We start from the raw sequence: 20,472 nt of genomic DNA on the forward strand, positions 1-20,472 counted from the left end.
GACGATGGCGCGCGCGGATATTCCCACCATCGATGCCGCCAGTGCCCCCTACTGGGAGGCCGCCCGGCAGGGTCGACTGTTGATCGCCCAGTGCGCGACGTGCGGCAGGGTGCATCACTACCCTCGGCCATTCTGTCCGCACTGCTGGAGTGAAGACGTGCACCCGGTCCAAGCCAGCGGGGCGGGCATACTCTATACGTATTCGGTTGTATACGTGAATGATCTGGCTCCGTTCAAGGAGCGATTGCCGTACGTGGCAGCCATCGTCGAATTGGACGAGGGCCCGCGATTGATGACCACGATCGAGAACATCGAACCGGAGCGGCTTGCGGTCGGCATGGGGGTGACCGCGGTGTTTCGACCCGTGAACGACGACGATCCCGACAGCCCCTACCTGACGGTGTTCATACCCAACGAGGAGAACGCATGACCGGACTACTTGACGGCAAGGTCGCCCTGGTGACCGGGGCGGGCCACGGCATCGGCCGCGGACACGCGCTCGAACTCGCCAAGCACGGCGCGACGGTAATCGTCAACGACCTGGGTACGAGCCTGTCGGGTGAGGGTAGCGGCAAGGTCGCCGACGAGGTCGTCGCCATCATCGAAAACCGCGGCGGTGTAGCAGTTTCGGACTTCAGCGACGTCGGAGACGAGGAGCAGGTCGACCTCGCTGTCGAACGGGCGTACTCGCAGTTGGGTCGACTGGATATCGTGGTGAACAACGCGGGCATCGTGCGCGACAAAGCGATCTGGAACATGAGCGTCGATGACTTCGATCTGGTGATGCGGGTTCACGTCCGCGGCAGCTGGCTCACGAGCCGGGCCGTCGCCCGAAAGTGGCGGACCGAGTCCAAGGAGTCGGGCGGAAAGGTGTACGGCCGGATCATCAACACCACGTCTGGCGCCGGCCTGCACGGCCACTTCGGCCAAACCAACTACAGCGCTGCCAAGTCGGCGATCGTGGGACTCACGCAGACCTTGAGCCTGGAGCTGGCGTCGATCGGCGCCACGGTCAATGCCATCAGCCCGGGCGGCCGCACCCGGATGTCCGCCTCCATGCCAGGGGCGGCCGCACCGATCGAGCCCGACGAGCGCGCCGAGGACGAGTTCGATCCCAAGGACCCGTCGCTGGGCTCACCGGTGGTCGCCTGGCTGGCCAGCCCGGAGGCTGGTCACGTCAGCGGCCAGGTGATCAGGGCCATGGGTGAACACGTCCAACTACTCAAGGGCTGGCACCCGGTGGCATCGGTATCGAACGGCGAGAAGCGCTGGGATGCGAATACATTGGGCACGATCATGGCGACCGACGTGTTCGGCACCCGAAACACCGGCCTGCGGCTGGGCGGCTGACGTGGCAGACATCGCGGAAGTCGAGCGGGAGTTCCGGCGCTACTTCATGACGGGTCCCGTGCACGAAGATTGGGCAGCCTGGGCAAAGCTGTTCACCGACGATGCAACGTATTTCGACCACTTCTACGGCACCTTCACCGGTCCCGACGAAATCACCAAGTTCCTCGAGGGGACGATGGGCGCGGCGCCAGAGGTCTACAGCCCACTCGTCTGGTACGCCGTCGACGGTACCCGTGTTGCCTACAAAGTCGTCAACCGCGCCGACAACCCGGAACCCGGCGGCGAACCCATCGACTTTCCCTCGTATCAGTTCATCGAGCATGCCGGCGAAGGCAAATGGCGCTCAGAAGAGGACGTCTGGGTGTTCGCGGAGATGAAGGTGTTCGCGCGGCGCTATGCCAAAGCCGTCGTTGACCATCCGCAGACATTGGAACAGCAACTGCGCCGCGAAAACTGGGGCTCGTGGGTCGACTGGGCGCGTCCCGCACCCGGACATCAAGCCGCCCCCTCATGGCTGGACAAAGACAATTTCGTGCCGTTCACCGGCATTGGGGACATCGACTTCGGCATCCGCTCGCACTGACGCCTGCCGACAGCGGGCTCCGCGAATCTACCTGCTGCGCTATGGGGTTGATTCAGCAGCCTCGACGAATAACGCACCCATACGGTCGGGTGTGCTGCCGTGCAACACTAGTTCGTCGGCTCCCGCCTCGCGATAGCGCTCGAACATCTCGCGACAGGACCGCGCCGATCCGATCGCCGCCGCTTCGGCAGTCCAAGCGGCGGGTAATACCGACGCCACCTCGACGAGTTCCGCCCGGGTGAGCACGGAATCGGCCGCGCCCCTGACGTTGGCGAGCAGCGGGTGAGATCGCAACTGTGACAACGGCTCCAGATCCCACCCATTGGCTTCCGCCAAACGCTCCCCGAAACCTGGAATCTGGTAGTAAGTCACGGCCCGCGCCCCGACCACGGCTAGTTCCTCCTCGGCATGAAGTTCGCACGCCGTCACGACTGTCGCATACACCCGTACGCTGCCCTGCGGCCGCCGAGCGGCCCGTTCGGCATCGCGGACGCGCCCCACCGAGCGTCGAACCGCTGCGGGCGTCAGGAACGGGTGCAGCAGCACACCGTCGAAGTGGTGGCCCGCGAGTTCGAGACCCTTGGGGCCGATCGCCGCAAAGACCAGCGGCGGGACCGGTTGGTCGGGGACGTCGTTGAGCCGCAACGACGGATACGTGCCGGCTGGTCCGTCGTACCGGACCTTCTCACCTCGGCAAAGCCGACGGAAGATGTCGACGTGATCGACGATCGAGGCGTTTGTCGACCGTGGCAGCCCAACGGCCTTCCACATTGCGTCCACCGAGCGACCGACGCCCAGCACGAACCGCCCACCCGACAGCGCCTGCGCGGTCATTGCCAACGACGCCAGCAGGGCGGGATGGCGAGACTGCAAATGCGTTATGCCCGAACCGATTCTGATGCTCGATGTAGCCTGGCCGACTGCCCCAGCGATCACGCCGAGATCCTTCGTGCCCCACCGCTCACTGAGCCAGACCGTGCTCATGCCGTAGCGCTCGGCCGCTTGCGCCTGAGAAATCACCGCACAGGGGTCGGTGACGCGACCGGGCAATACGTAGGCGCCGAGAGCGATGCCGCTATGTCCATTGCCAGCCATGAACGCTATTCTGACAGTAGTGTTCAGTTTTTGAAAGGATGCCGATGGCATACACCTCCGCGCGCGGGGACCTCGGTGATCGGGTGGGCGAGGTACTGCACACCTGGCTGCCCCCGCGGGTGGCGCCGGCCGGAGCGACGGACTTCGAGATCACCGATTTCAGTGCGCCGTCGGCGGGCTACTCGGGCAAGACGGCGTTCTTCACCGCAAGCTGGACCAACGCGACGGGCAAGCGAAATTCCGAGGAGCTGGTGCTGCGAGCGCAGGCCGAAAACCACCAGCTGTTCACCGCACCTGACGCTCCCCGTCAGGCCGAAGTCATGCAACGGCTTGGCGCACAAGGCCTCCGAGTGCCGGACATCGTCGCCATTGAGCGCGATGCGACCCTTCTGGGGGCGCCGTTCTACCTGATGCGACGAGTACATGGCCGGACACCGTCAGATGTACCGAGCTGGCACAAGCGCGGCTGGACTGTCGAGTTATCTACGCCGCAACGGGACCTTCTGTGTAACAACGGTTTACGCGCGCTGGTGGACGTACACCGAGTCGATGACATCGAAACGTTGCGATTCCTCCGCGGGGAGGGCGACTCGAACCGCACCGCGCTGCAGCGCTATCTCGGCAAGCTCAGCAGCTGGTATGACTGGTGCCGGGACGACGTCGTCGTCGGCCGCGACACACTCGCGCGTGCACTCGAAGTCATTGTCGAGTCCGCACCCGACACCGACGCCGAGACGGTGGTGTGGGGAGACGCGAGGGTCGGAAATATGTGCTTCGGTGACGACCTGTCGGTGGTGGCACTCTTCGATTGGGAAACCGCAGGCACCGGCCCGCCCGACATCGACGTCGGGTGGTGGCTCATGTTCGAGCGCTTCTTGTGCGAGGGCCTGGGCTTCACCCGGATGCCAGGGGTCCCGGACGACGACGAAATTGTGCGCCGATACGTCGAATTCGGCGGAACGCTCACCGGAGACATCGCCTACTACCAACTGGTGGCAGCCTTCGTGCTGTCACTGATCAACAATCGACTTGCCCGGTTGCTGGTGCGCGACGGGTTGGACGACGCGACGGCAATGAGCTACCCGCGAACGTCGGTCACGTTGGTCGAGCAGTACCTCGGGTGTCTGTGACGCGTCGACGATCCCCGGCGGCCATCACTCTTCTGACGATTTCGTCATGCCAGGGCGAGGGTTGCCAAGATGTCGGGCGTATATGCCTGCGCCGGCGCCACCCACGGCCCGGCATGCACTGCGTCGAGCGCGGCGCCCAGCTCGGGACGCCGACGTAACACCGCTTGCATCCGCGCGCGCCGCGCGGTCCGATCGGGCATGCCGAACCCGGTCAGCAGGTCGGTCAACGCACTCGCGAACCGCAACCGGGCCATCCTGGTCCGCCGCTCTTCGGAGTACCTGGCCAGCCCATGTGGCGACCAATCGGGTCCGTCGAGCAGCGACTCGGACAGCATCCGCGCATCTCGCAGGCTGATCGCCAAGCCCTGGGCGGTCACGGGATTGCTCCAGCCCGCGGCATCACCGACGAGGGCCACGCCGGGAACCACGGGCTCGTCGATCCACGCGTCATTCATCGGGAACGTCGCGCAGGGGCCGATCGGGATCGCCTCTGCCAGCGCGTCAGATCGCGGAAAGATCGGTGTACGAAATGAATTCAGAAACTTGGCTACCGCAGTCGGACCCTGCAGCGGCTCCGGGTCATTATCGCTTCGAGCGACGTACAACCGGAGCCGGTTGTCGGCGCGCGGGATCACGATGTATTGATTGCGTCCATCCACGGAGATGGCCGTCTCGGCTCGATCCCACACTCCGCCGTCATCGACCAACATTCCGGTGAGCTTGACCCTGGCCCTGGTCGTCGACAGTGATATTCCGAGCCCGGATCGGGTGGCGGATTTCTTGCCGTCCGCACCGACGACGAGCCGGCATCTGGCGACCTCGGTGCGACCGTCCACTTCATAGCTCACCGATGGATCAGCGCCTGCGCGCACCGTCGAGCGGCGCACACCGCGGACGACCGTCGCCCCGGCCTTCGTCGCGGCAGCGGCCAGGGCTTCGCGCAGTTCGGGGTGACCGACGCCGATGATTCCCGGAGCGTCATCGACGACATTGGACAGATCGCGGGCCCGACGCTGGGCCTGTTCCGCACTCAGCGATTCGTCGTAAGGCACCATCTTCGTGATCAGCGAGACGCCCTCGGTCTCCAAGATCGTGTTGGCTATGCCAAGCTCGGTGGCCTCCCGAAATCCCCACGGCACCAACGCTTCCCCTCGCACGATATCCCGGTAGACACGTTCGCGCTCAAGCACAGTGACGGCAACGCCCATTCCGGCCAGGCGGAAGGCCATCGCACATCCAGCGATGCCGCCTCCGATCACGATGACGTCGGCGTCCACGATCACCCCTTCCGAGAATCCCATTTACTATGACATAATGGGCGGATTCAAAGCCAGCCGAGAGGAGCCCCATGCCGCGATCCCGTGGCGGTACACAACGACAGCCCCTCTCAACATCGGACTTGATGGATGCCGCGCTGCGCGTGGTGGCGCGGTCATCGCTGGATCGGCTGACCGTCCGCGCGGTGGCCGACGAGTGTGACGTCACGGCGCCGGCTATCCACTACCACCTGCGCGGTGGTGAGGGACTCGCCGACCGAGTTGTGGAGGCGGTCGCCGCGCGGATCGACGTGACTGTCGACCCGCAAGCCTCGTGGGTCGATCAATATCTGGCGCTCATCACCGCGATGGATCGCGCGTTCCTCGCCTACCCCGGCACCGGGCTGCGGGCGCTTACCGCTACGGGCCCGTCGCCGGGCGCGGAGCGGCTGACGAAGTCGGCGACGCAGATCCTGCGCGAGGCGGGGTTTTCCGAGACCGCTGCTGTGCAAACCTTCACCACCACCTACCTCATTTTCGTCGGATGGCTTGCCACCCGAAATCTCGCCCAAGGCCACCGAGTCCATCCATCGCTCGCTGCCGCGGGCGCGCAGGGCTTGGCGGACGACGGCGACCAACCCCTGGTCGCCGCGATCCGGCGCGTGCTGACAGCAGCCGAAGGAGAACGTGGATGAACGCACAGGATTCGGGATGGCTCCGCAAGTACTACGCGGACTGGGACTCCGGCGACATTGACGCGATCACATCGTGGTTCGCCGACGATGTGGTGCTCGAGGACGTCCCCACCGGCCATGTGGCACGCGGAGCGCAGGAGGCGCGCAGCTTCGTGAACGGTGCACTGAAGATGGCGCCCGGCGCCTCGTACGAGGTGATCAGCGTGCTGTCCGAGGGCGATCGATTCGCCGTTGAGTGGGTGATGCAACCCGCAGGCCTGCACGGGGCATCCATCGGCACCGTGCGCAACGGCAAGGTCGCCACCAACCGCGACTTCTGGGACTCCTCGCCGTCGAAGCAGTGACGCGCGTTAGAACTGCGCCCCATGCCCTGGTCGACCGAGAGCCGGGTCGCGGTGACGAAACGAGACTCGTCCGACGCCAGCCAACACACCGCGGCTGCAACGTCTTCCGGCTCGCACGCCCACTGCGGCAGGAACGGCGTTCCCATTTGTTGAGTGACGAATTGGCCTCGATCTCGGAGAACAGCGCAGCCTGCGATGCAGCGGGATCGCGAATGTCCGCGACGAACACGATGATTCGGCCGCCTTCGGCCTCCATCAATTGCACGGTTTCGGCGAGGTCGGCGGCGATGACATCAGCGCCTTGCGCTGCCATGCGCACCGCGTGCGCGCGGCCGTGTCAGTCGAGTTGCAGCGGACCCTCGCGTACGGCGGTGCCCAATAACCCGAGTTCGACGCCTGCCTCGGCGGCGGCTTCACGACAGGCCGCAATGTCTTTACGCAAAAACGGCCCAGCCAGCTCGGTGAACCGGTCCATTCCCCCGATACGATGCGCGTGCGCGGCGACGACGCTTCCGGCGCTACACACCTGCAGCGTCGACAACAGCACATCAGGTTCGACACCGAGTTGTGCGCCCAATTGGGTTGCGGCAGCAAGGAGTTGACCATTCGCCGCGAACAGCAGGTTGTTGACGAGCTTGATGGAGAGGGCGGTTCCCAGCGCCCCGGTCGCCATCACCGGGTCGGCGTATGCGGACAGGATTGGCTTCACCGCGGTAACGGCGTCGAGCGGTCCCCCGATCAGCACGGTGAGCGTGCCCGCGGCAATGTCGTCTGCCGTGCCACTGACCGGAGCATCGAGGATCACCGGTGCGCTGGCGCAATCGTCGGCCAGCTCCTGCAGGGTGGACACGGTGCCAGTGGTGTGCGAGACGAACACTGATCCCGGCTTGGCGTTTGCGACAAATCCACCTGGCCCAAGCCCTGTTTCGCGGAGTTGTGCATCGGAGAACAAACACGAGATCAACACGTCACTGTCTCGCGCCAATGCTGCGATGGAATCGACTGGCACTGCGCCCTTCGTCTCCAGCCTGCGGCGAGTGTCCTCGCGCCTGACGTATATCCGCACATCGTGGCCGGCGTCGAGCAATCGCCCAACCATCGGTTCTCCGAGTTGCCCGGCGCCGAGGAATCCGACTGTTGTGCCCACGCGGCTACGTCAGCGCCACGACAGGGGCAGCGAGTCGACCCCGAACACCTGACCGCCATGCTCGATCGCCTGGCCGGCCAGTTCATAGTCGGGAATGCGCTTGTGCCACTCCTCCAACACCACCGCCATCTCCTGACGGGCCAAGTGCGAACCGAGGCAACGGTGCGGTCCGCCCCCGAAGGACAGGTGACGGGTCACTCCGCGATCGAGGTCAACCTTGCGAGCGTCCGGATAGGCCGACCCGTCCCGTCCCGCAAACGCCAGTGAGAACGACGCCATATCGCCCGCCTTGATCGGGCAACCATGGAAGTCCATGTCCTGGGTCGCCTTTCGGGCAGTCTGGACGATCGGATACACGCGAAGCAATTCCTCGACTGCCTTGGGAATGAGCGCGGGATCGGCGACGACCCTGTCGCGGTCGGCAGGATGAGTAGCCAGATGGAGCATCGCGTACGACAGCTGGTTGGAGACCGTGTCCAGTCCCGCCATGAACAACAACAAGAGGCAGTTGAGCAGCTCCATGTCGTTGATCGGCTCGCCGTCGACGGTCCAGTCGATAGCCTTGCTGACGATGTCGTCGGCATCTGGGTCGCGGTTCTCGCGTCGCTGTTGGATGAGGCTGGCGAAGTAGCCCATGACGTGCGTCATGCCCTCCAGTCGCTTGGCGTTGACCTCTTCGCCCACGCCACTTTGATGCAGGATCATGTCCTCCCACGACAGGAACTGCTCGAGATCCTCGACCGGCATGCCCATGATCGTCAGGAACACCGTTGAGGGGAACACGCGCGCAATCTGCTCGACGAAGTCGCACTCACCCTTGCCGACGAGCTCGTCGACGAGTTGCGCCGCAAGCTTCTGCTGTGCGGCGCGCAGACCCTTGACCCGGCCGGGTGAGAAGTACTCCGCCAGCACCTGACGCCACTTGGCGTGATCGGGCGGGTCGATCATGATCGGGATCCACTTGTACGGCGGCTCCGGATCCGTCGGCACGATGACACTGCTGGACCAGAGCTCCGGGTGCTGCAGCCCGTCCAGGATCACCGAGTTGTCGGTGAACACCCAGTACTCCACGTCGGCCTCCCGGTTGCGGAAAGCCGGCCGGGCTTCGTCCTGACATTCGTCCAGTAGGCGGAAGTGCGCCAGCGCGGGCGAGTCCGGCGTGTTCATCTCGATCGCCTTGACGGGGCACGTTGCGCCGGGCTGAGATTCGCTCATCGCGTCCTTCCCAATCTGGCCGATCAACGCGACAACCGGCCGACGCGCACTAGGTTAACTATGTTAAATGGTTAACGCAATAGTGCCGACAACTCTCACCGCACCGCGAAGCCGGCGTCTAGCGGCCAGGTGATCCCGGTAATGAACTTCGCTTCGTCAGACACCAGGAACGCCACGGCGTTCGCGATGTCCTCCGGCATCAGCACGGGTATGGGCAGCGCGTTCTGCATGGACGACAACGCGGGGTCGTTGGCTTCTACCATTGCGGCCATGGCGTCATTCATCACCATCCCGGTCGCAACGCCCGTCGGGTGGATCGTGTTGACCCGGATGGAGTACTGCGCAAGCTCGTTGGCCAACACCTGCATCAACCCGACCACGCCACGCTTGGCGGCGGGGTACGCCTGCCCGCCAGCCCTGTCCGTGCCGGTGGCCTTCAGCCCGGCGCTCGAGGATGTCATGACGATCGACCCGCCCCGACCGCCATCGATCAGGGCCGGGGTGGCGGCTTCCACCGTGTTCCATACGCCGATCAGATTGACGTCGATGATGTCGCGGAACGTCTGGCGTCTGTCCCCGCCGCCACCCAGCCGGATGACGCCGGCGTTCGCGATGACGATGTCGAGGCGCCCGAACTCGGCGAGCCCGTCGGCCACGACCTGCTCGACCGCGTCACCGTCGCGCACGTCGGCCTGCCGGGCGACGATGCGCCGACCCTCTTTCTCGACGAGCTTGACGGTCTCGTCGAGGTCCTCGGGCCTGGCGTTGGGATAGTCGATCGAAGCGATGTCGCGGCAGATGTCCAACGCGATGATGTCGGCACCGTCCGCCGCGAGTCGGACTGCATGCGCGCGCCCCTGACCTCGCGCAGCTCCGGTGATGAAGGCGACTTTGCCGTTCAGATCTCCCACGGTCCTGCTCCTCGTATCTAGTTCGACGTACTTCCGGTGTGAATCCTGGCCAGCCGCAGGCCTTCCTGCGGATCGTCAACCTCGATGTCCCAGTTCTCGCAGGAGCACGTGCAGCGGTAATGCCCGTCCTCGGGCAGGATTGCCTGGCCGTCACACGAGCCGCCGGTGTTGGCGATGCTGGTGAGGAACTCGAGCGGTTTCTCGTGCAGTGCGCTGTCGTCGGACACCGACCTACTCCTCGACTCGGAAGACGGGGAGTAGCCAGCCGTCGGCAATCGGGGAAAAGTCCACGCGCACTGACATTCCGATTGCGACGTCGGTGGGGGCGACGTCGACAATGTTGGACACCAGTCGAGCGCCGGGAGCATCGGGAAGGTCCAGCACGGCGGGCACCAGGACCAGCTCCGGCATACCGGGGAAGCCGTGCACGACAGCGAAGCTGTAGACGACTGCCTCGCCAGTGAGTTCAACCCAGTTCACTTGCTTTGATCGGCAATTGGGACAGAACACGGTCGGGGGGAGGCGGAAGGTGTGGCAGTCGGCGCACTGCGGCGCCACCAGACGACGTTCCTTCGCCGCCTGCCAGAATGGCTCGGTGTCTTTGTTGACCGCGATTCGGACATGCTCGCCGGGAATGGTGCTGGCCAACGTGGCGGCGGCGGTGCTCACGCCGCGCGCCCCAGGATCAGCCCGCTGACGGGAATACTCGCGGGACCGCCTGTGACCAAAGCCAATTCGGCGTTCTGCACCTGATTGATGGCAGTGCCGCGCATCTGCTCCACCCCTTCCATGATGTGCGTCATCCCGATGATGTAGGCCTCGGAGAGTTGACCACCGTGGGTGTTGACCGGAATCGACCCGCCGTCGTACCGGATGGCTCCACTCTCGACGAACGCACCGCCCTCCCCCTTCTCGCAGAAGCCGTAGTCCTCCAGTTGCATGAGCACCATGGGCGAAAAGTGGTCGTAGAGCAGTGCCACGTCGATGTCGGCGGAGCTGATGCCCGCCTGCTCATAGAGCCGCTTGGCGATCGGCGCGTTGCCCGAGGAGGCGAAGTATTCGTCGCGCATGCCCATCCAGGCGAACGCCCTCCCCCAGTCGCGGACGCCACCGTGCGCGGCAGCGACCACCGGCACGGGCGGCTGTCGGAGGTCATTGGCTCGGTCCATGCTGGTGGTGATCACAGCGACAGCACCGTCGGTCTCCTGGCAGAAGTCGTAGAGGCACAACGGCTCCGCGATCATCCTGGCGTTGAAGTAGTCCTCGATCGAAAGCGGTTCGGGATGCATGGCCTTTGGCCGGTTCGCTGCGTTGGCCCGTGTCGAGAGGGCAATTTCCGCGAAGGCCTCGCGCCGAGTGCCGTAGAGGTGCATGTGCCGACGGGCCATCACCGACATCAGGTGTCCGGGGCCGAACAATCCGGACGGTTGCAGGAACGAGTTGATCGGGTCGGGTTCCAACGCCGAGAAGACCGACCCCAGGCGCTGTTTGGCTTGTTGCAACGCCATCACCGTGACGACCACCGACGCGTCGCCCGCCACGATGGCCGCCCGCGCCAGACCGATTGCCCCTGCCGATCCGCCCCCGCCGGAGGTCAAGGCCGCGGTGAATCGCACCTCGGGAATCCCAAGGGTCTCCATGAAGTCGGCGGTATCCATCTTCTCGGTGTAACCCGCACTGGCGCCCGAATAGAAGGCGAAGCCGTCGATGTCTGTCACCGGGATACCCGCATCTTCGCAGGCTGACAAGATGGCGTCGCCGGCGAGTTCGGTGATCGACCTGGGCAACGATCCACCCCGCTTGTAATACGGGGTGGCGCCGATGCCGACGATCGCGACGTCGCGCAATCCAGACGAATGGGGCATGTTGTCAGAACTTCTCGGCCGGAATGGGAGGGACGTCCGGAAACAGTTCGTAGAACGTGCCCTGGGTGATCCGCAGCCGGGTCTCGTCGCTGATGCCGTCGAAGAGTCCCTTCAGGGTGTCCTGGGTATGGCCGAATGTCCCTTCCATATGCGGGTAGTCGCTACCGAACATCACGTTCTTGTAACCCATGTGTTCGTAGGCGGCGACAGCGCTCTCGTCATGCTGGAACGATGCGTAGACCTGGCTGAAGAGGATCTCCTTGGGGTTGCGTTCCAGCTTCGGACGCACCGCCATGTGATGCTGGCGATAACCCTCCAGCAGCCGGTCGCCAAGGAACGGCACCCACGTCGCGCCGCCCTCAGAGATCAGGACCTTCAAATCGGGATGACGGTCCAGCGCACCGGAGGCAACCATTTTCATCGCTGCGCGTTGGCCGGAGAAGGTGGTCTCGGTGTAGTTCATGATCGCGCCACCCGGGCCGCGGTAGACCTGCCCCGCTCCGCCCGATGCGCCACCGACGGTCATATCCACCGGATCGGTGCCGATGTGAAATGCGATCACCATGCGAGCATCTTCGGCGGCAGCCCACAACGGCTCCCACTCTTTGCGATGCCAATCGGGAGCGCTGGGGTGCGGGGTGGTCGGCAGGAAGACCGCCTTGAAGCCCTGCTCTGCGGCCCAACGCAATTCGTCGACCGCGTCCTCGACCACGAGTGTCGACACCTGCGCGGTCACCACGTATCGCGGCGACACCGCGCAGATCTCCTCGAGTGCCCACTCGTTGCTGGCGCGCATGCAGGCCTTCAGCAGTTCGGGGGTCCGGAAGGTCGACGCCCACATGCCGAGCGACGGGAAGATCACCTCACCCCACACGCCCTCCTTGTCAAGGTCGCCGAGCCGGGCCGTGGCGTCCCGGATGCCCTGCGGCTTCATCGATTCTTCGATGAAGGCGGTCATCGCCGACGACGGCAGCTTGCGCCGAAAGATCTGCCCGTCAACGGATACCGTTTCGTACTCGCCGTCGGGATCTTTCTCCGCGCGTGGCGTCAAGTCGGCAAGGGCCTTCGGTAACCGGGACTGCCAGAGATCATCGGGCTCCAGGAAGTGGGAGTCACCTGAATTAGTCCAGATCATGCTCATGGGTCCTCCACGGGTCCGTTGCCTTCTCGAATGATGCCAGCTGATGAAACAGAAGTCCACGCTTTTTAATGTGAAGGCATTATTATTTCCTCAGACGGGGTGCTGTCGGCGAGACTGGTCCGGACCGGAAGGAACGTCGTGACGGAGTTGGACACTGAATCGGCCGCGGGTGTGCGCCGGCGCAATGCCTCGGGTGAATCGACTCGCGTGATGCTGATGCAGGTGGCCGAACGCTTGTTCGCCACCCGCGGGATCGAGGCCGTGACGCTGCGGGAGATCCAAGAGGCCGCCGGCCAATCGAACACCTCGGTGATCCGCTATCACTTCGGGTCTCGCGATGGCCTTATCCGAGCGCTGATCGCCTACCGCCAAGCCTCGTTGGGTACCGACCGGAAGGCAATGCTCGCGCGCATGCGTGACGAAGGGAAGGAAGCGGATCCGCGAGCCGTGGTGTGGCTGCTGGTGCGTCCACTGGCCAACAGCATCGCGAACGGCGAGATGTTCGCGCCGTTCCTGGCGCGGCTCGCCGAGGATCCCCGGGCGCGCAGCGACTACTGGCCCGAACACGTCGACGACGACTTCACGCAGGAGCAGCTGGAAGACGTGGTCGACGCCGCGTTGCAGGACCTGCCGGAGCGAATTCGACGTGGCCGGACGTTTCAGCTGTACATCAGCCTCATCAACGTGCTGGCCGCCGCCGCCCGGTCCGGGCACGGAATCAGTGAGGCGCAGTTGCACAACTACGTGGATACCTGGGTCGGCATGCTGACCGCGCCGGTGTCCTACGAAACGCGCGCGCTGATGGCCGACGGCGACTAACTCCCGCCGACGATCTCCCTGGCGCGTAGGTCGGCGATGGCGTCGTCGTCGAGCCCCAACTCCCGCAGCACGGCATCGGTGTGCTGGCCAATGGTGCAGCCCGCGTCGGCCCTCGTTTGTGACCGCGAGAACCGGCACAATGGTGCGAGCCGGCGATGTTCTTCGAAGATCGGACTGACCGCGTCGACGGCATACCCTGCTTCATAGTACGAATCGGTCTGCAGCACGAGTTCCGAGTTCGCCTCGGTCACCTCGACACACCCTACGTCTTGTGCCGAAAGTTCTTGCTCCCACTCCGATTTGGTCTTGGTCGCGAACACCGGCGTCAGTGCGGCGATCAGGTCGGCGTCGTGGGCGGCGCGGGAGTCGGCGTCGGCAAAGCGCTCGTCGGCATGTAGATCGAGGTAGGGCGACATGGCCTTTGCCAGTGCGGGCCACTCGCGCGGTAGCGGTGCGGCGAGAAATACGTAACCGTCGGCGGCCCGGTACATCCGGTACAGCGCGTTCAATCCGAAGAATTCGTCGTCGGCGGCGGCGTCCGCAGGCCGGGTCGGGTAGCTCGCGTTGTACGGAATCATTGCCTGCTGCACGGTGCCGAGCATCGTGGTGACCGCGTTCGTCAGCGTCCGCCCCCTGCGCTTCGCGTACAGCGCAACCAACATCGCCGAACCGACACCGTGGGCCGCGATGCCGTCGGACTGAACCGCGGGGACGGCGCCGCCGGCGTGAAGCTTGACCGCCCTGGCATGGAGGTCGTCCAGGTCTGCGGCTGCCTCGCCGGTGTCGTGGCTGTCGATCAGTGCCAACCCGGATGCCGCACCGACGGACGGCGCGTAAGCCGCGCGGTGTGCAAACGGCCCGTCGACGCCATACCCCGAAGTCGTCACGAACGCCAGGTCCGGGTTCACCGCACGCAACGAGGCCTCGTCGATCTTCGATCGTTCGGCCGCCTTCCCGCGGAAGCACTGCAGCACGATGTCGGACCGCTTGGCCAGCTCGTACACCAGGTGGAGCCCTTCCGGCTTGGTGAAGTCGATCGCGACGCTTTCCTTGCCCTGCAACACCTTCGCGCCACCGGCTTCGGGGAACGCCACAAGGTTGCGGATGTTGTCACCCTCGAGCGGTTCGACTTTGATGACGCGGGCACCGAGGTCGGCCAATAGCGTCGCGCCGTACGGCCCGGCGAACATGCTGCCGAACTCGAGGACGGTGGTGCCCTTGAGCGGCGGATCGCTGGGGACGGGCCCCGACGTCGTCGCCGCACGTTCGACGGACTCCGCCAGGATCATCGACTCGTGGTGTTCGCCAAGTCGGGGCGCGGGGCGCACCTCGGTCAGCGGCTTGCCGTCCACGTGTATGAGCGTCGACGGTTGCCGCACCGGCCCGAGTTCGGGATCGACGACGGTGACGGCACGGCCGTCGTGCACCGTCTGCGGATGTTCCAGCGATTGCTCTGGGCTTCGGAACAATTCACCGCTGAGGTCGAGGTTTTCCGCCATGGCCTGCTGCCACTCGGCAAGGGTGCGAGCGCCGACCCGCTCGATCATCATGTCCCACCATTCCGTGCGCAGTTCGGGTGTCGGCAGCATCGGAAAACCCTGCCACTTCGGGTCGGCGAGCTCAGCGAGCAGGTCCAGTTCGGTGAGCCACGCTCCGATCAACTTCGGTGACACTTGCGCGAACTGCAGCCAGCGGCCGTCCTTTGTCGGACACACCAGCAGGGCGTAGATCAGGTAGGCCTGCGGTCGACCCTGATCGTCGTACGCGGCGTCCATTGGCTCGAAGGCGCCCGGATAGCGATCGAGCACCAGTTCGTAGAACCAGTTGTACGGATCCATCGAACCCATGCCCGTGACCAAGTTGGTTTCGACGGTCTGACCGAGCCCACTTGTATCGCGTTCCAGTAACGCGGCCAGGACAGCTTGAACGGCGGCGTGAGCCGCACCCCACGACGCATAAGGAAACGTCGTGAACGCCGGGCCAGGTCGCCCGGCAAGTCCGCGCTTCTCGTGCATGACACCGGTCTTGGCCATCACCAGGGCTTCCCAGCCCTTGTAGTCGCGGAACGGGCCCGTCGATCCCCAGCCGGTGATCGTCGCCACGACGAGCCGGGGGTAGGCCTTCGACAATGTGTCATGGGTGAGTCCGATGCGTTCGGCGGTGCCCGGCCGCAGGGTATTCACCATGACGTCGGCGCGGCGCAACAACTTTCGCAACCGGCCAAGGTCGGCGTCGTCGTGCAGATCGAGGGTCACGCTTCGCTTGCCCCGCAGGAGGGCAGGCCAACTGGGAAGGTCGCGCAGCGGGCTGCCGTCTGGCGGCTCGACAATGATCACCTCGGCGCCGCAGTCGGCGAGGAACTGTGTCGCCTGAGCACCGGGCAACGTCGTCGACAGGTCGACCACCACGAGGCCGGCCAGCGGACCGCCCGACGCCGAACTGGCTTCGCGCATACTCGCTCCCTAGCGTGAGCTCGTGTATCTCGTTTTACGTGTTGTGACGCACGCCACGCCAGCATCGCAGCGGCCAAGATTAATGTCAATGCATTAGTCTTTTGCGATGAGCGATCGGGTTGGCACATGACCGAGGAGCCCGCCACGCGGGGCGGATTTCCGACGATGCGGACCTGGGAAGAGCCTGCCGTACGCAGTCCGGGTGGTGGCGCCGAGTACGGCGAGATGATCGACGCGCTGCGCGGTTTCCTCGATGCCGTGGCCGCCGCGGCGCCGGACACCGCGACGACGATCACCCTGGCCGAGGACCTGAACGGATGGGCTGACCGGCTGGTCGAAGTGGCAGTGCCGGAGCGTAAGCAGGTCTTCGCGCGCAGGCTCGACCTACCCGGGCGCGGACAGACCATGTCCCCGAACTTCATTCCGACCGAGGGCGACACCCAGGGCGTACGTGGCACGGTCACGTTCGGTCGTTACTTCCTTGGTGGAGGCGGTGCTGTACACGGCGGAGCCATTCCCCTGCTCTTCGACGAGGTACTTGGCCGGCTGGCGAGCTCGGGCACTCGAGCACCGGCCCGAACTGCCTATCTGCACACCGACTTTCGATCCATCACGCCGGTAGGCAAGGAGCTTTCGGTACGGGCCTGGTTCGTCAGCGAACACGGACGCAAGCGCCTGCTGCGCGCCGAACTCCATCACGGCGATACCCTGTGCGCCGAAGCGGAGGGGCTGTTCATCGAGTTGCGTCCCGACCAACCCTGAGCGACGGCGCGTGTCGGGCGGCCGTTACTTCGGTCGCCGACGTTGAATCTCACTGTCGTGCCGGGCGATCAGCTCACGTAGTGCATGACGATCGGGCTTCAGCATCGGCGTCAGCGGCAGCTCGTCGACGATGAGCAGTTCGTCGGGCGCCTTGTAATCGGCCAGCTCAAGCGAAACATGTGCGCGCAAATCGGCCAGTGACGGTGGGCTTGCACCGTCCGCGGGGACCACGCAGGCAACACCCACCTCCCCGATCACCGGCGCGGAAACCCCAACCACGGCAGCCTGTTTGACATCAGGGTGACCGCTGAGAGTCTTTTCGACCTCGCCGGGATGCACGTTGTAGCCGCCGCGGATGTACATGTCACCACTGCGCCCGACCAGGGTGAGGTTGCCGTCGGCACCGAGTACACCGACATCGCCCGTGCGCAACCAGCCGTCCTGCAACACCTCCGAGGTGAGTTCCGGGTTTCGCCAATAGCCGCGCATAACGCAGGGGCCGTTGACCTCGACGACGCCGTCGGATCCGACGCGAAGGCGCATACCTTCGGCCGGCCGCCCGACGGTGCGGAATTGCACATCGGGGGTGTCGCCGGGTTCGGTGCCGCAAATGGTCGGGCATTCGGTCATTGCGTATCGCACCACAAGGGGGACGCCGATTCGTTCGGCCACCCGCCGCACCAGTGGGGGCGGCGCCGGTGCTGTGGCGACGACGCCGATTCTCAAGTGCGGCAATGTCTGTTTACTCACCTCGTCGAGATCGACGAGCTTGGCCCATTGGGTCGGAACCGCGCCCGCGACCGTGACCCGCTCATCGCGCAGCACATTAAACATGCCGCCGGCCGACCATGGACTGGGTGGCACGATGAGCGTGCTGCCCCATACCAATTGGTCCCAGAGCTTGAACATGTACCCGGCGTGCGCGAACGGGGTGGACGTGAGGCGCCGGTCGTATGGCGCACTCATAACACCCGATGCGGTGGCACCCGCGGCCAGTCGGTCGGCGTCATAGGCCGCGCCTTTCGGCGTGCCTGTCGTGCCGCTGGTGAATATCAATGCGACGAGGTCTCGTCGGGTGAGCTCCACCGCTGGTGGCGCCGACGCCGAGGTGTCCTTGGTCAGCGAACTGCGGGGCAGAATTCGACGCCCCACGTCCGGTAACGGGCCGAGCTGATCATCAGCGACGATCAGCATCGGATCTGCTTGGTGCAGAATCGATTCGATCTCACGCCTGCCAAGCCGGGGGTTGAGCCCGGTGGTGATCGCGCCAATCATGGCCGCGGCCGCGTAACACGTCGCGTAGTCGATGCCTGACGGCAGCCACAGCGTCACCACGTCGCCCTTGCCGATACCGAGGTCGGCGAACTGATTCGCGACGGCTCGGGCGCGGCCGATCCAATCCGCGAACGTGATTCGCGCCCCCGGTTCGACGTAGGCCTCGATGTCGCCGTGCACGGCGGCCGCTGACTCCAACATCGCCCGGGTGTCGGCAACGGCGAAACTCAGCGGAGCACGACCCATCTATGGCTGCTCGTTACCGAGAATCATGGTGCCACTGGAGCAGAACCACCCACCGGTGCCGCTGACGCAGGCGATCTTCGCACCGGGCACCTGGCGCGACCCGCATTCGCCCCGCAGCTGGCGCACCGCCTCCACCAAGAGAAACAGGCCCCGTTGCCCGGGATGGCACGCGGAGAGTCCCCCACCGTCGGTGTTCGTGGGGAGTTCACCGCCAAGTCGCAGTGATCCCTTCTCCACGAACGGGCCGCCCTCGCCCTTCGGGCAGAAGCCGAGGTCCTCCAGCGTGAGCAGGAGCATGTAGGTGAAAGCGTCATAGATCTCGGCCACGTCGACATCGGACGGCGTTACCCCGGCCCGCGCGAACGCCAAGGGTCCGCTGACCGAAGCGGGGCCGACAGTGAGATCGTCCCACTGCGAGGTGAGCATGTGCGAGGTGGTTTCGGCGGCACCGAGCACCCAGATCGGCTTGGACTTGAGATCTTTCGCTCGATCGGCACTGACGAGCACGGCGGCCGCCCCGCCGTCACTGCGGATGCAGCAGTGCAGTTTGGTGAACGGGTCCGCGATCATCGGACCGTCGAGCACATCGTCGATGGTGATCGGTTCGCGGTAGTAGGCCTCGGGGTTGTCGGCCGCATTGAACCGCGCCGACACTGCGACCTCGGCCAGTTGTTCGATGGTGGTGCCGTAGCTGAACATGTGCCGACGCGCTGCCATCGCATACTTGGAGATCAGCGTGTGCCCGTATGGCGCCTCCCACTGCAGTGGTCCGCGAGCACCCCAGTTGATGTTGGCGCCGCGCAACCCCTTTCGCAGATCCGAGCGCGCCGTCGAACCGTAGGTGAGCAACACGACGTCGGCGTGGCCGGCCGTAATCGCATCGGCCGCGTGCGCGGCCATCACCTCCCACGACGCGCCGCCGACCGCAGTGGAGTCGATCCACCGTGGCCGCAGCCCGAGATACTCGCCGACGTCGACCGGCGGCAGAGTGCCCTGACCGGTGGAGGCCAGACCGTCGACATCACCGGGCGTGAGCCCCGCGTCAGCGAGCGCCCGGCGACTGGCCTGCGCGATCAACTCGTACGGACCCTTGTCGTCGACGCGGCCCACATCGGACAGTGCAACGCCGGCAATGGCGACTGCTCCGCTCACTGCGCACGGTCCTGAATGAGCAGCTCTGCCAGTACGTCTGCCGGCTCGGCGAAGAGATGACGAAAGAGATGGGCACGCTTGAGATATAGGTGCATGTCGTTCTCGAACGTGTAACCCATCCCACCGAACACCTGAATGCCCGCCGCGGCGTTGTCGACCGCCGCGGTGCCCGCCACCGTGGCGGCAGCCAGTACCTGCAGGAGCGCATCCGCACGGCCCCCGCCAACGAGATCGCCGCGAACAGCGTCTGTGCCTGCGCCGCTTCGGCGGCGATCTCCATGTTCACGCAGGTGTGCTTGATGGCCTGGTGGACACCGATCGGCTTGCCGAACTGCTCGCGCGTCCTGGCGTGTTCGGTCGCCAGCGCCGCGGCTGCCGCGGCAAGACCGGTGAGGTAAGCGGCGCCAAGGACAACAGCACGGCCCCAGATCCACTCATTTTCAGCGGGCAACCAGTGCATCGGCTCGGCGGACTCCACTGTGGCCGAAGCCATCCGGGTTCCGGGGTCCGCTGCGGCGATCCGGGCCAACGGGCCAAGGTTCTCGATGTCGACCAGTCCGGCACCGGCGCGCGCCACCACCAGCGCATAGCTCGCCCCCACCGGTTCGAACACGTCGAAGGTGCCTTTGAGGGGTTGTCCGGGCCCGACATCGCCGTCTCCGCGCAGCACAGCGAGTGCGACCATGCTTGCTCCAGAGCCGATGCGCTCGCCGAGGTCGACATCCCCGCAGCCGACGGCTACCCGCGCTGCCAACGTAGCTGCCAGGAACGGACCCGGCGCCAACCGCTTCCCGAGTTCGATGAACAGCAGCACCTCGTCGTCGAAGGGACGGCCCGACCCGCCTGCTTCCTCGTCGAGTCCCAGAGTGAGCAGACCCAGCGCAGCCCCTTCACGCCATAGCGCCGCAGGGACCGCCGAATCCGTATCGCGATTGGCTCGGATACCCGAAACGGGCATCCGTTCCTCGAGGAATTCTCCTGCCGCCGTGGTTATTTCGAGTTGCTCAGCGTCAGGCAAGAGGTTCACGACCAT

At 65.2% G+C, this 20,472-nt stretch carries 20 protein-coding genes and 2 pseudogenes; 8 read left to right on the top strand and 14 right to left on the bottom strand.

Features of this window, described 5'->3' with window-relative positions; translation table 11 throughout:
- Positions 1-4: 4 nt before the first annotated feature.
- The 3 genes from D3H54_RS27045 to D3H54_RS27055 are packed head-to-tail and all read left to right on the top strand — an operon-like array spanning position 5 to position 1,933.
- Positions 5-430 (top strand): Zn-ribbon domain-containing OB-fold protein, encoded by a 426-nt coding sequence (locus tag D3H54_RS27045; RefSeq protein WP_149382765.1) that lies wholly within the window; start codon positions 5-7, stop codon positions 428-430.
- A complete protein-coding gene (locus tag D3H54_RS27050; RefSeq protein ID WP_149382768.1) occupies positions 427-1,350 on the top strand; it encodes an SDR family NAD(P)-dependent oxidoreductase in 924 nt (307 codons plus the stop codon). The genes D3H54_RS27045 and D3H54_RS27050 overlap by 4 nt, the downstream gene beginning before the upstream one ends.
- A gap of 1 nt (position 1,351) precedes the next feature.
- On the top strand, positions 1,352-1,933 hold the full coding sequence (locus D3H54_RS27055) for a nuclear transport factor 2 family protein (RefSeq protein WP_149382770.1): 582 nt from the start codon (positions 1,352-1,354) through the stop codon (positions 1,931-1,933).
- Positions 1,934-1,972: 39 nt separating this feature from the next.
- Here D3H54_RS27055 and D3H54_RS27060 read toward each other — a convergent pair whose 3' ends face one another.
- Entirely contained in the window at positions 1,973-3,028 is a 1,056-nt protein-coding gene (locus tag D3H54_RS27060) for a TIGR03857 family LLM class F420-dependent oxidoreductase (protein WP_149383772.1), read from the bottom strand.
- Between the two features lie 44 nt (positions 3,029-3,072).
- Between D3H54_RS27060 and D3H54_RS27065 the strand changes: the two genes are divergently transcribed.
- Positions 3,073-4,158: a phosphotransferase family protein gene (locus D3H54_RS27065; protein WP_149382772.1), complete on the top strand. Its 1,086-nt coding sequence runs from the start codon at positions 3,073-3,075 to the stop codon at positions 4,156-4,158.
- Between the two features lie 44 nt (positions 4,159-4,202).
- Here the strand turns inward: D3H54_RS27065 and D3H54_RS27070 are convergent, their stop codons facing one another.
- The gene (locus D3H54_RS27070; protein WP_149382774.1) at positions 4,203-5,459 is read right to left on the bottom strand and encodes an FAD-dependent oxidoreductase; all 1,257 of its coding nucleotides are present in this window, start codon (positions 5,457-5,459) and stop codon (positions 4,203-4,205) included.
- A 101-nt stretch (positions 5,460-5,560) separates the two neighbouring features.
- Between D3H54_RS27070 and D3H54_RS27075 the strand changes: the two genes are divergently transcribed.
- Positions 5,561-6,109, top strand: a complete 549-nt coding sequence (locus D3H54_RS27075) for a TetR/AcrR family transcriptional regulator (RefSeq protein ID WP_286199017.1) — start codon at positions 5,561-5,563, stop codon at positions 6,107-6,109.
- A complete protein-coding gene (locus tag D3H54_RS27080) occupies positions 6,106-6,453 on the top strand; it encodes a nuclear transport factor 2 family protein (RefSeq protein WP_149382778.1) in 348 nt (115 codons plus the stop codon). Before D3H54_RS27075 ends, D3H54_RS27080 begins: the two co-directional genes overlap by 4 nt.
- A gap of 14 nt (positions 6,454-6,467) precedes the next feature.
- Here D3H54_RS27080 and D3H54_RS27085 read toward each other — a convergent pair.
- The 8 genes and pseudogenes from D3H54_RS27085 to D3H54_RS27120 form a co-directional block, all read right to left on the bottom strand.
- Positions 6,468-6,643: pseudogene (locus D3H54_RS27085) on the bottom strand (SDR family oxidoreductase); the annotation flags it as partial.
- Between the two features lie 147 nt (positions 6,644-6,790).
- Positions 6,791-7,600: an NAD(P)-dependent oxidoreductase gene (locus D3H54_RS27090; protein ID WP_149382779.1), complete on the bottom strand. Its 810-nt coding sequence runs from the start codon at positions 7,598-7,600 to the stop codon at positions 6,791-6,793.
- A gap of 9 nt (positions 7,601-7,609) precedes the next feature.
- A complete protein-coding gene (locus D3H54_RS27095) occupies positions 7,610-8,815 on the bottom strand; it encodes a cytochrome P450 (protein ID WP_210419607.1) in 1,206 nt (401 codons plus the stop codon).
- A 95-nt stretch (positions 8,816-8,910) separates the two neighbouring features.
- Positions 8,911-9,726: a mycofactocin-coupled SDR family oxidoreductase gene (locus D3H54_RS27100; protein ID WP_149382780.1), complete on the bottom strand. Its 816-nt coding sequence runs from the start codon at positions 9,724-9,726 to the stop codon at positions 8,911-8,913.
- 17 nt (positions 9,727-9,743) lie between these two features.
- On the bottom strand, positions 9,744-9,953 hold the full coding sequence (locus D3H54_RS27105) for a hypothetical protein (RefSeq protein ID WP_149382781.1): 210 nt from the start codon (positions 9,951-9,953) through the stop codon (positions 9,744-9,746).
- Between the two features lie 4 nt (positions 9,954-9,957).
- Positions 9,958-10,395, bottom strand: a complete 438-nt coding sequence (locus D3H54_RS27110; protein WP_149382782.1) for a Zn-ribbon domain-containing OB-fold protein — start codon at positions 10,393-10,395, stop codon at positions 9,958-9,960.
- Positions 10,392-11,591 (bottom strand): thiolase C-terminal domain-containing protein, encoded by a 1,200-nt coding sequence (locus D3H54_RS27115; protein WP_149382783.1) that lies wholly within the window; start codon positions 11,589-11,591, stop codon positions 10,392-10,394. Before D3H54_RS27115 ends, D3H54_RS27110 begins: the two co-directional genes overlap by 4 nt.
- 4 nt (positions 11,592-11,595) lie before the next feature.
- Positions 11,596-12,732 (bottom strand): amidohydrolase family protein, encoded by a 1,137-nt coding sequence (locus tag D3H54_RS27120; protein WP_149382784.1) that lies wholly within the window; start codon positions 12,730-12,732, stop codon positions 11,596-11,598.
- A gap of 138 nt (positions 12,733-12,870) precedes the next feature.
- Between D3H54_RS27120 and D3H54_RS27125 the strand changes: the two genes are divergently transcribed.
- Positions 12,871-13,551: a TetR/AcrR family transcriptional regulator gene (locus D3H54_RS27125; RefSeq protein ID WP_149382785.1), complete on the top strand. Its 681-nt coding sequence runs from the start codon at positions 12,871-12,873 to the stop codon at positions 13,549-13,551.
- Here the strand turns inward: D3H54_RS27125 and D3H54_RS27130 are convergent.
- Positions 13,548-16,004 carry a CaiB/BaiF CoA-transferase family protein gene (locus D3H54_RS27130; protein WP_149382787.1) on the bottom strand — a complete coding sequence of 819 codons (2,457 nt, stop codon included), beginning with the start codon at positions 16,002-16,004 and terminating at the stop codon, positions 13,548-13,550. The genes D3H54_RS27125 and D3H54_RS27130 overlap by 4 nt on opposite strands.
- A gap of 225 nt (positions 16,005-16,229) precedes the next feature.
- Here D3H54_RS27130 and D3H54_RS27135 point away from each other — a divergent pair, with 225 nt between their 5' ends.
- Positions 16,230-16,766 (top strand): hotdog domain-containing protein, encoded by a 537-nt coding sequence (locus D3H54_RS27135; protein WP_149383774.1) that lies wholly within the window; start codon positions 16,230-16,232, stop codon positions 16,764-16,766.
- Between the two features lie 24 nt (positions 16,767-16,790).
- On the opposite strand, the gene D3H54_RS27140 is transcribed toward D3H54_RS27135, so the two are convergent.
- The 3 genes and pseudogenes from D3H54_RS27140 to D3H54_RS27150 all read right to left on the bottom strand — a co-directional run bounded on the left by D3H54_RS27140 (position 16,791) and on the right by D3H54_RS27150 (position 20,466).
- Positions 16,791-18,287, bottom strand: a complete 1,497-nt coding sequence (locus tag D3H54_RS27140; protein ID WP_149382789.1) for a class I adenylate-forming enzyme family protein — start codon at positions 18,285-18,287, stop codon at positions 16,791-16,793.
- Positions 18,288-19,439 (bottom strand): acetyl-CoA acetyltransferase, encoded by a 1,152-nt coding sequence (locus D3H54_RS27145; protein WP_149382791.1) that lies wholly within the window; start codon positions 19,437-19,439, stop codon positions 18,288-18,290. It lies immediately after the preceding gene.
- Positions 19,436-20,466, bottom strand: a pseudogene (locus D3H54_RS27150) (acyl-CoA dehydrogenase family protein). The gene D3H54_RS27145 and the pseudogene D3H54_RS27150 overlap by 4 nt, the downstream one beginning before the upstream one ends.
- Between the last annotated feature and the right edge of the window lie 6 nt (positions 20,467-20,472).

The organism is Mycobacterium sp. ELW1, from assembly GCF_008329905.1.
Taxonomy (GTDB): Bacteria; Actinomycetota; Actinomycetes; order Mycobacteriales; family Mycobacteriaceae; genus Mycobacterium.

Coding starts and splice junctions, on each gene's coding strand:
- D3H54_RS27050 (WP_149382768.1), top strand. CDS start 427: ATGACCGGACTACTTGACGGCAAGGTCGCCCTGGTGACCGGGGCGGGC.
- D3H54_RS27115 (WP_149382783.1), bottom strand. CDS start 11,591: ATGCCCCATTCGTCTGGATTGCGCGACGTCGCGATCGTCGGCATCGGC.
- D3H54_RS27080 (WP_149382778.1), top strand. CDS start 6,106: ATGAACGCACAGGATTCGGGATGGCTCCGCAAGTACTACGCGGACTGG.
- D3H54_RS27045 (WP_149382765.1), top strand. CDS start 5: ATGGCGCGCGCGGATATTCCCACCATCGATGCCGCCAGTGCCCCCTAC.
- D3H54_RS27135 (WP_149383774.1), top strand. CDS start 16,230: ATGATCGACGCGCTGCGCGGTTTCCTCGATGCCGTGGCCGCCGCGGCG.
- D3H54_RS27130 (WP_149382787.1), bottom strand. CDS start 16,004: ATGCGCGAAGCCAGTTCGGCGTCGGGCGGTCCGCTGGCCGGCCTCGTG.
- D3H54_RS27065 (WP_149382772.1), top strand. CDS start 3,073: ATGGCATACACCTCCGCGCGCGGGGACCTCGGTGATCGGGTGGGCGAG.
- D3H54_RS27070 (WP_149382774.1), bottom strand. CDS start 5,459: ATGGGATTCTCGGAAGGGGTGATCGTGGACGCCGACGTCATCGTGATC.
- D3H54_RS27060 (WP_149383772.1), bottom strand. CDS start 3,028: ATGGCTGGCAATGGACATAGCGGCATCGCTCTCGGCGCCTACGTATTG.
- D3H54_RS27095 (WP_210419607.1), bottom strand. CDS start 8,815: ATGAGCGAATCTCAGCCCGGCGCAACGTGCCCCGTCAAGGCGATCGAG.
- D3H54_RS27120 (WP_149382784.1), bottom strand. CDS start 12,732: ATGAGCATGATCTGGACTAATTCAGGTGACTCCCACTTCCTGGAGCCC.
- D3H54_RS27075 (WP_286199017.1), top strand. CDS start 5,561: ATGGATGCCGCGCTGCGCGTGGTGGCGCGGTCATCGCTGGATCGGCTG.
- D3H54_RS27140 (WP_149382789.1), bottom strand. CDS start 18,287: ATGGGTCGTGCTCCGCTGAGTTTCGCCGTTGCCGACACCCGGGCGATG.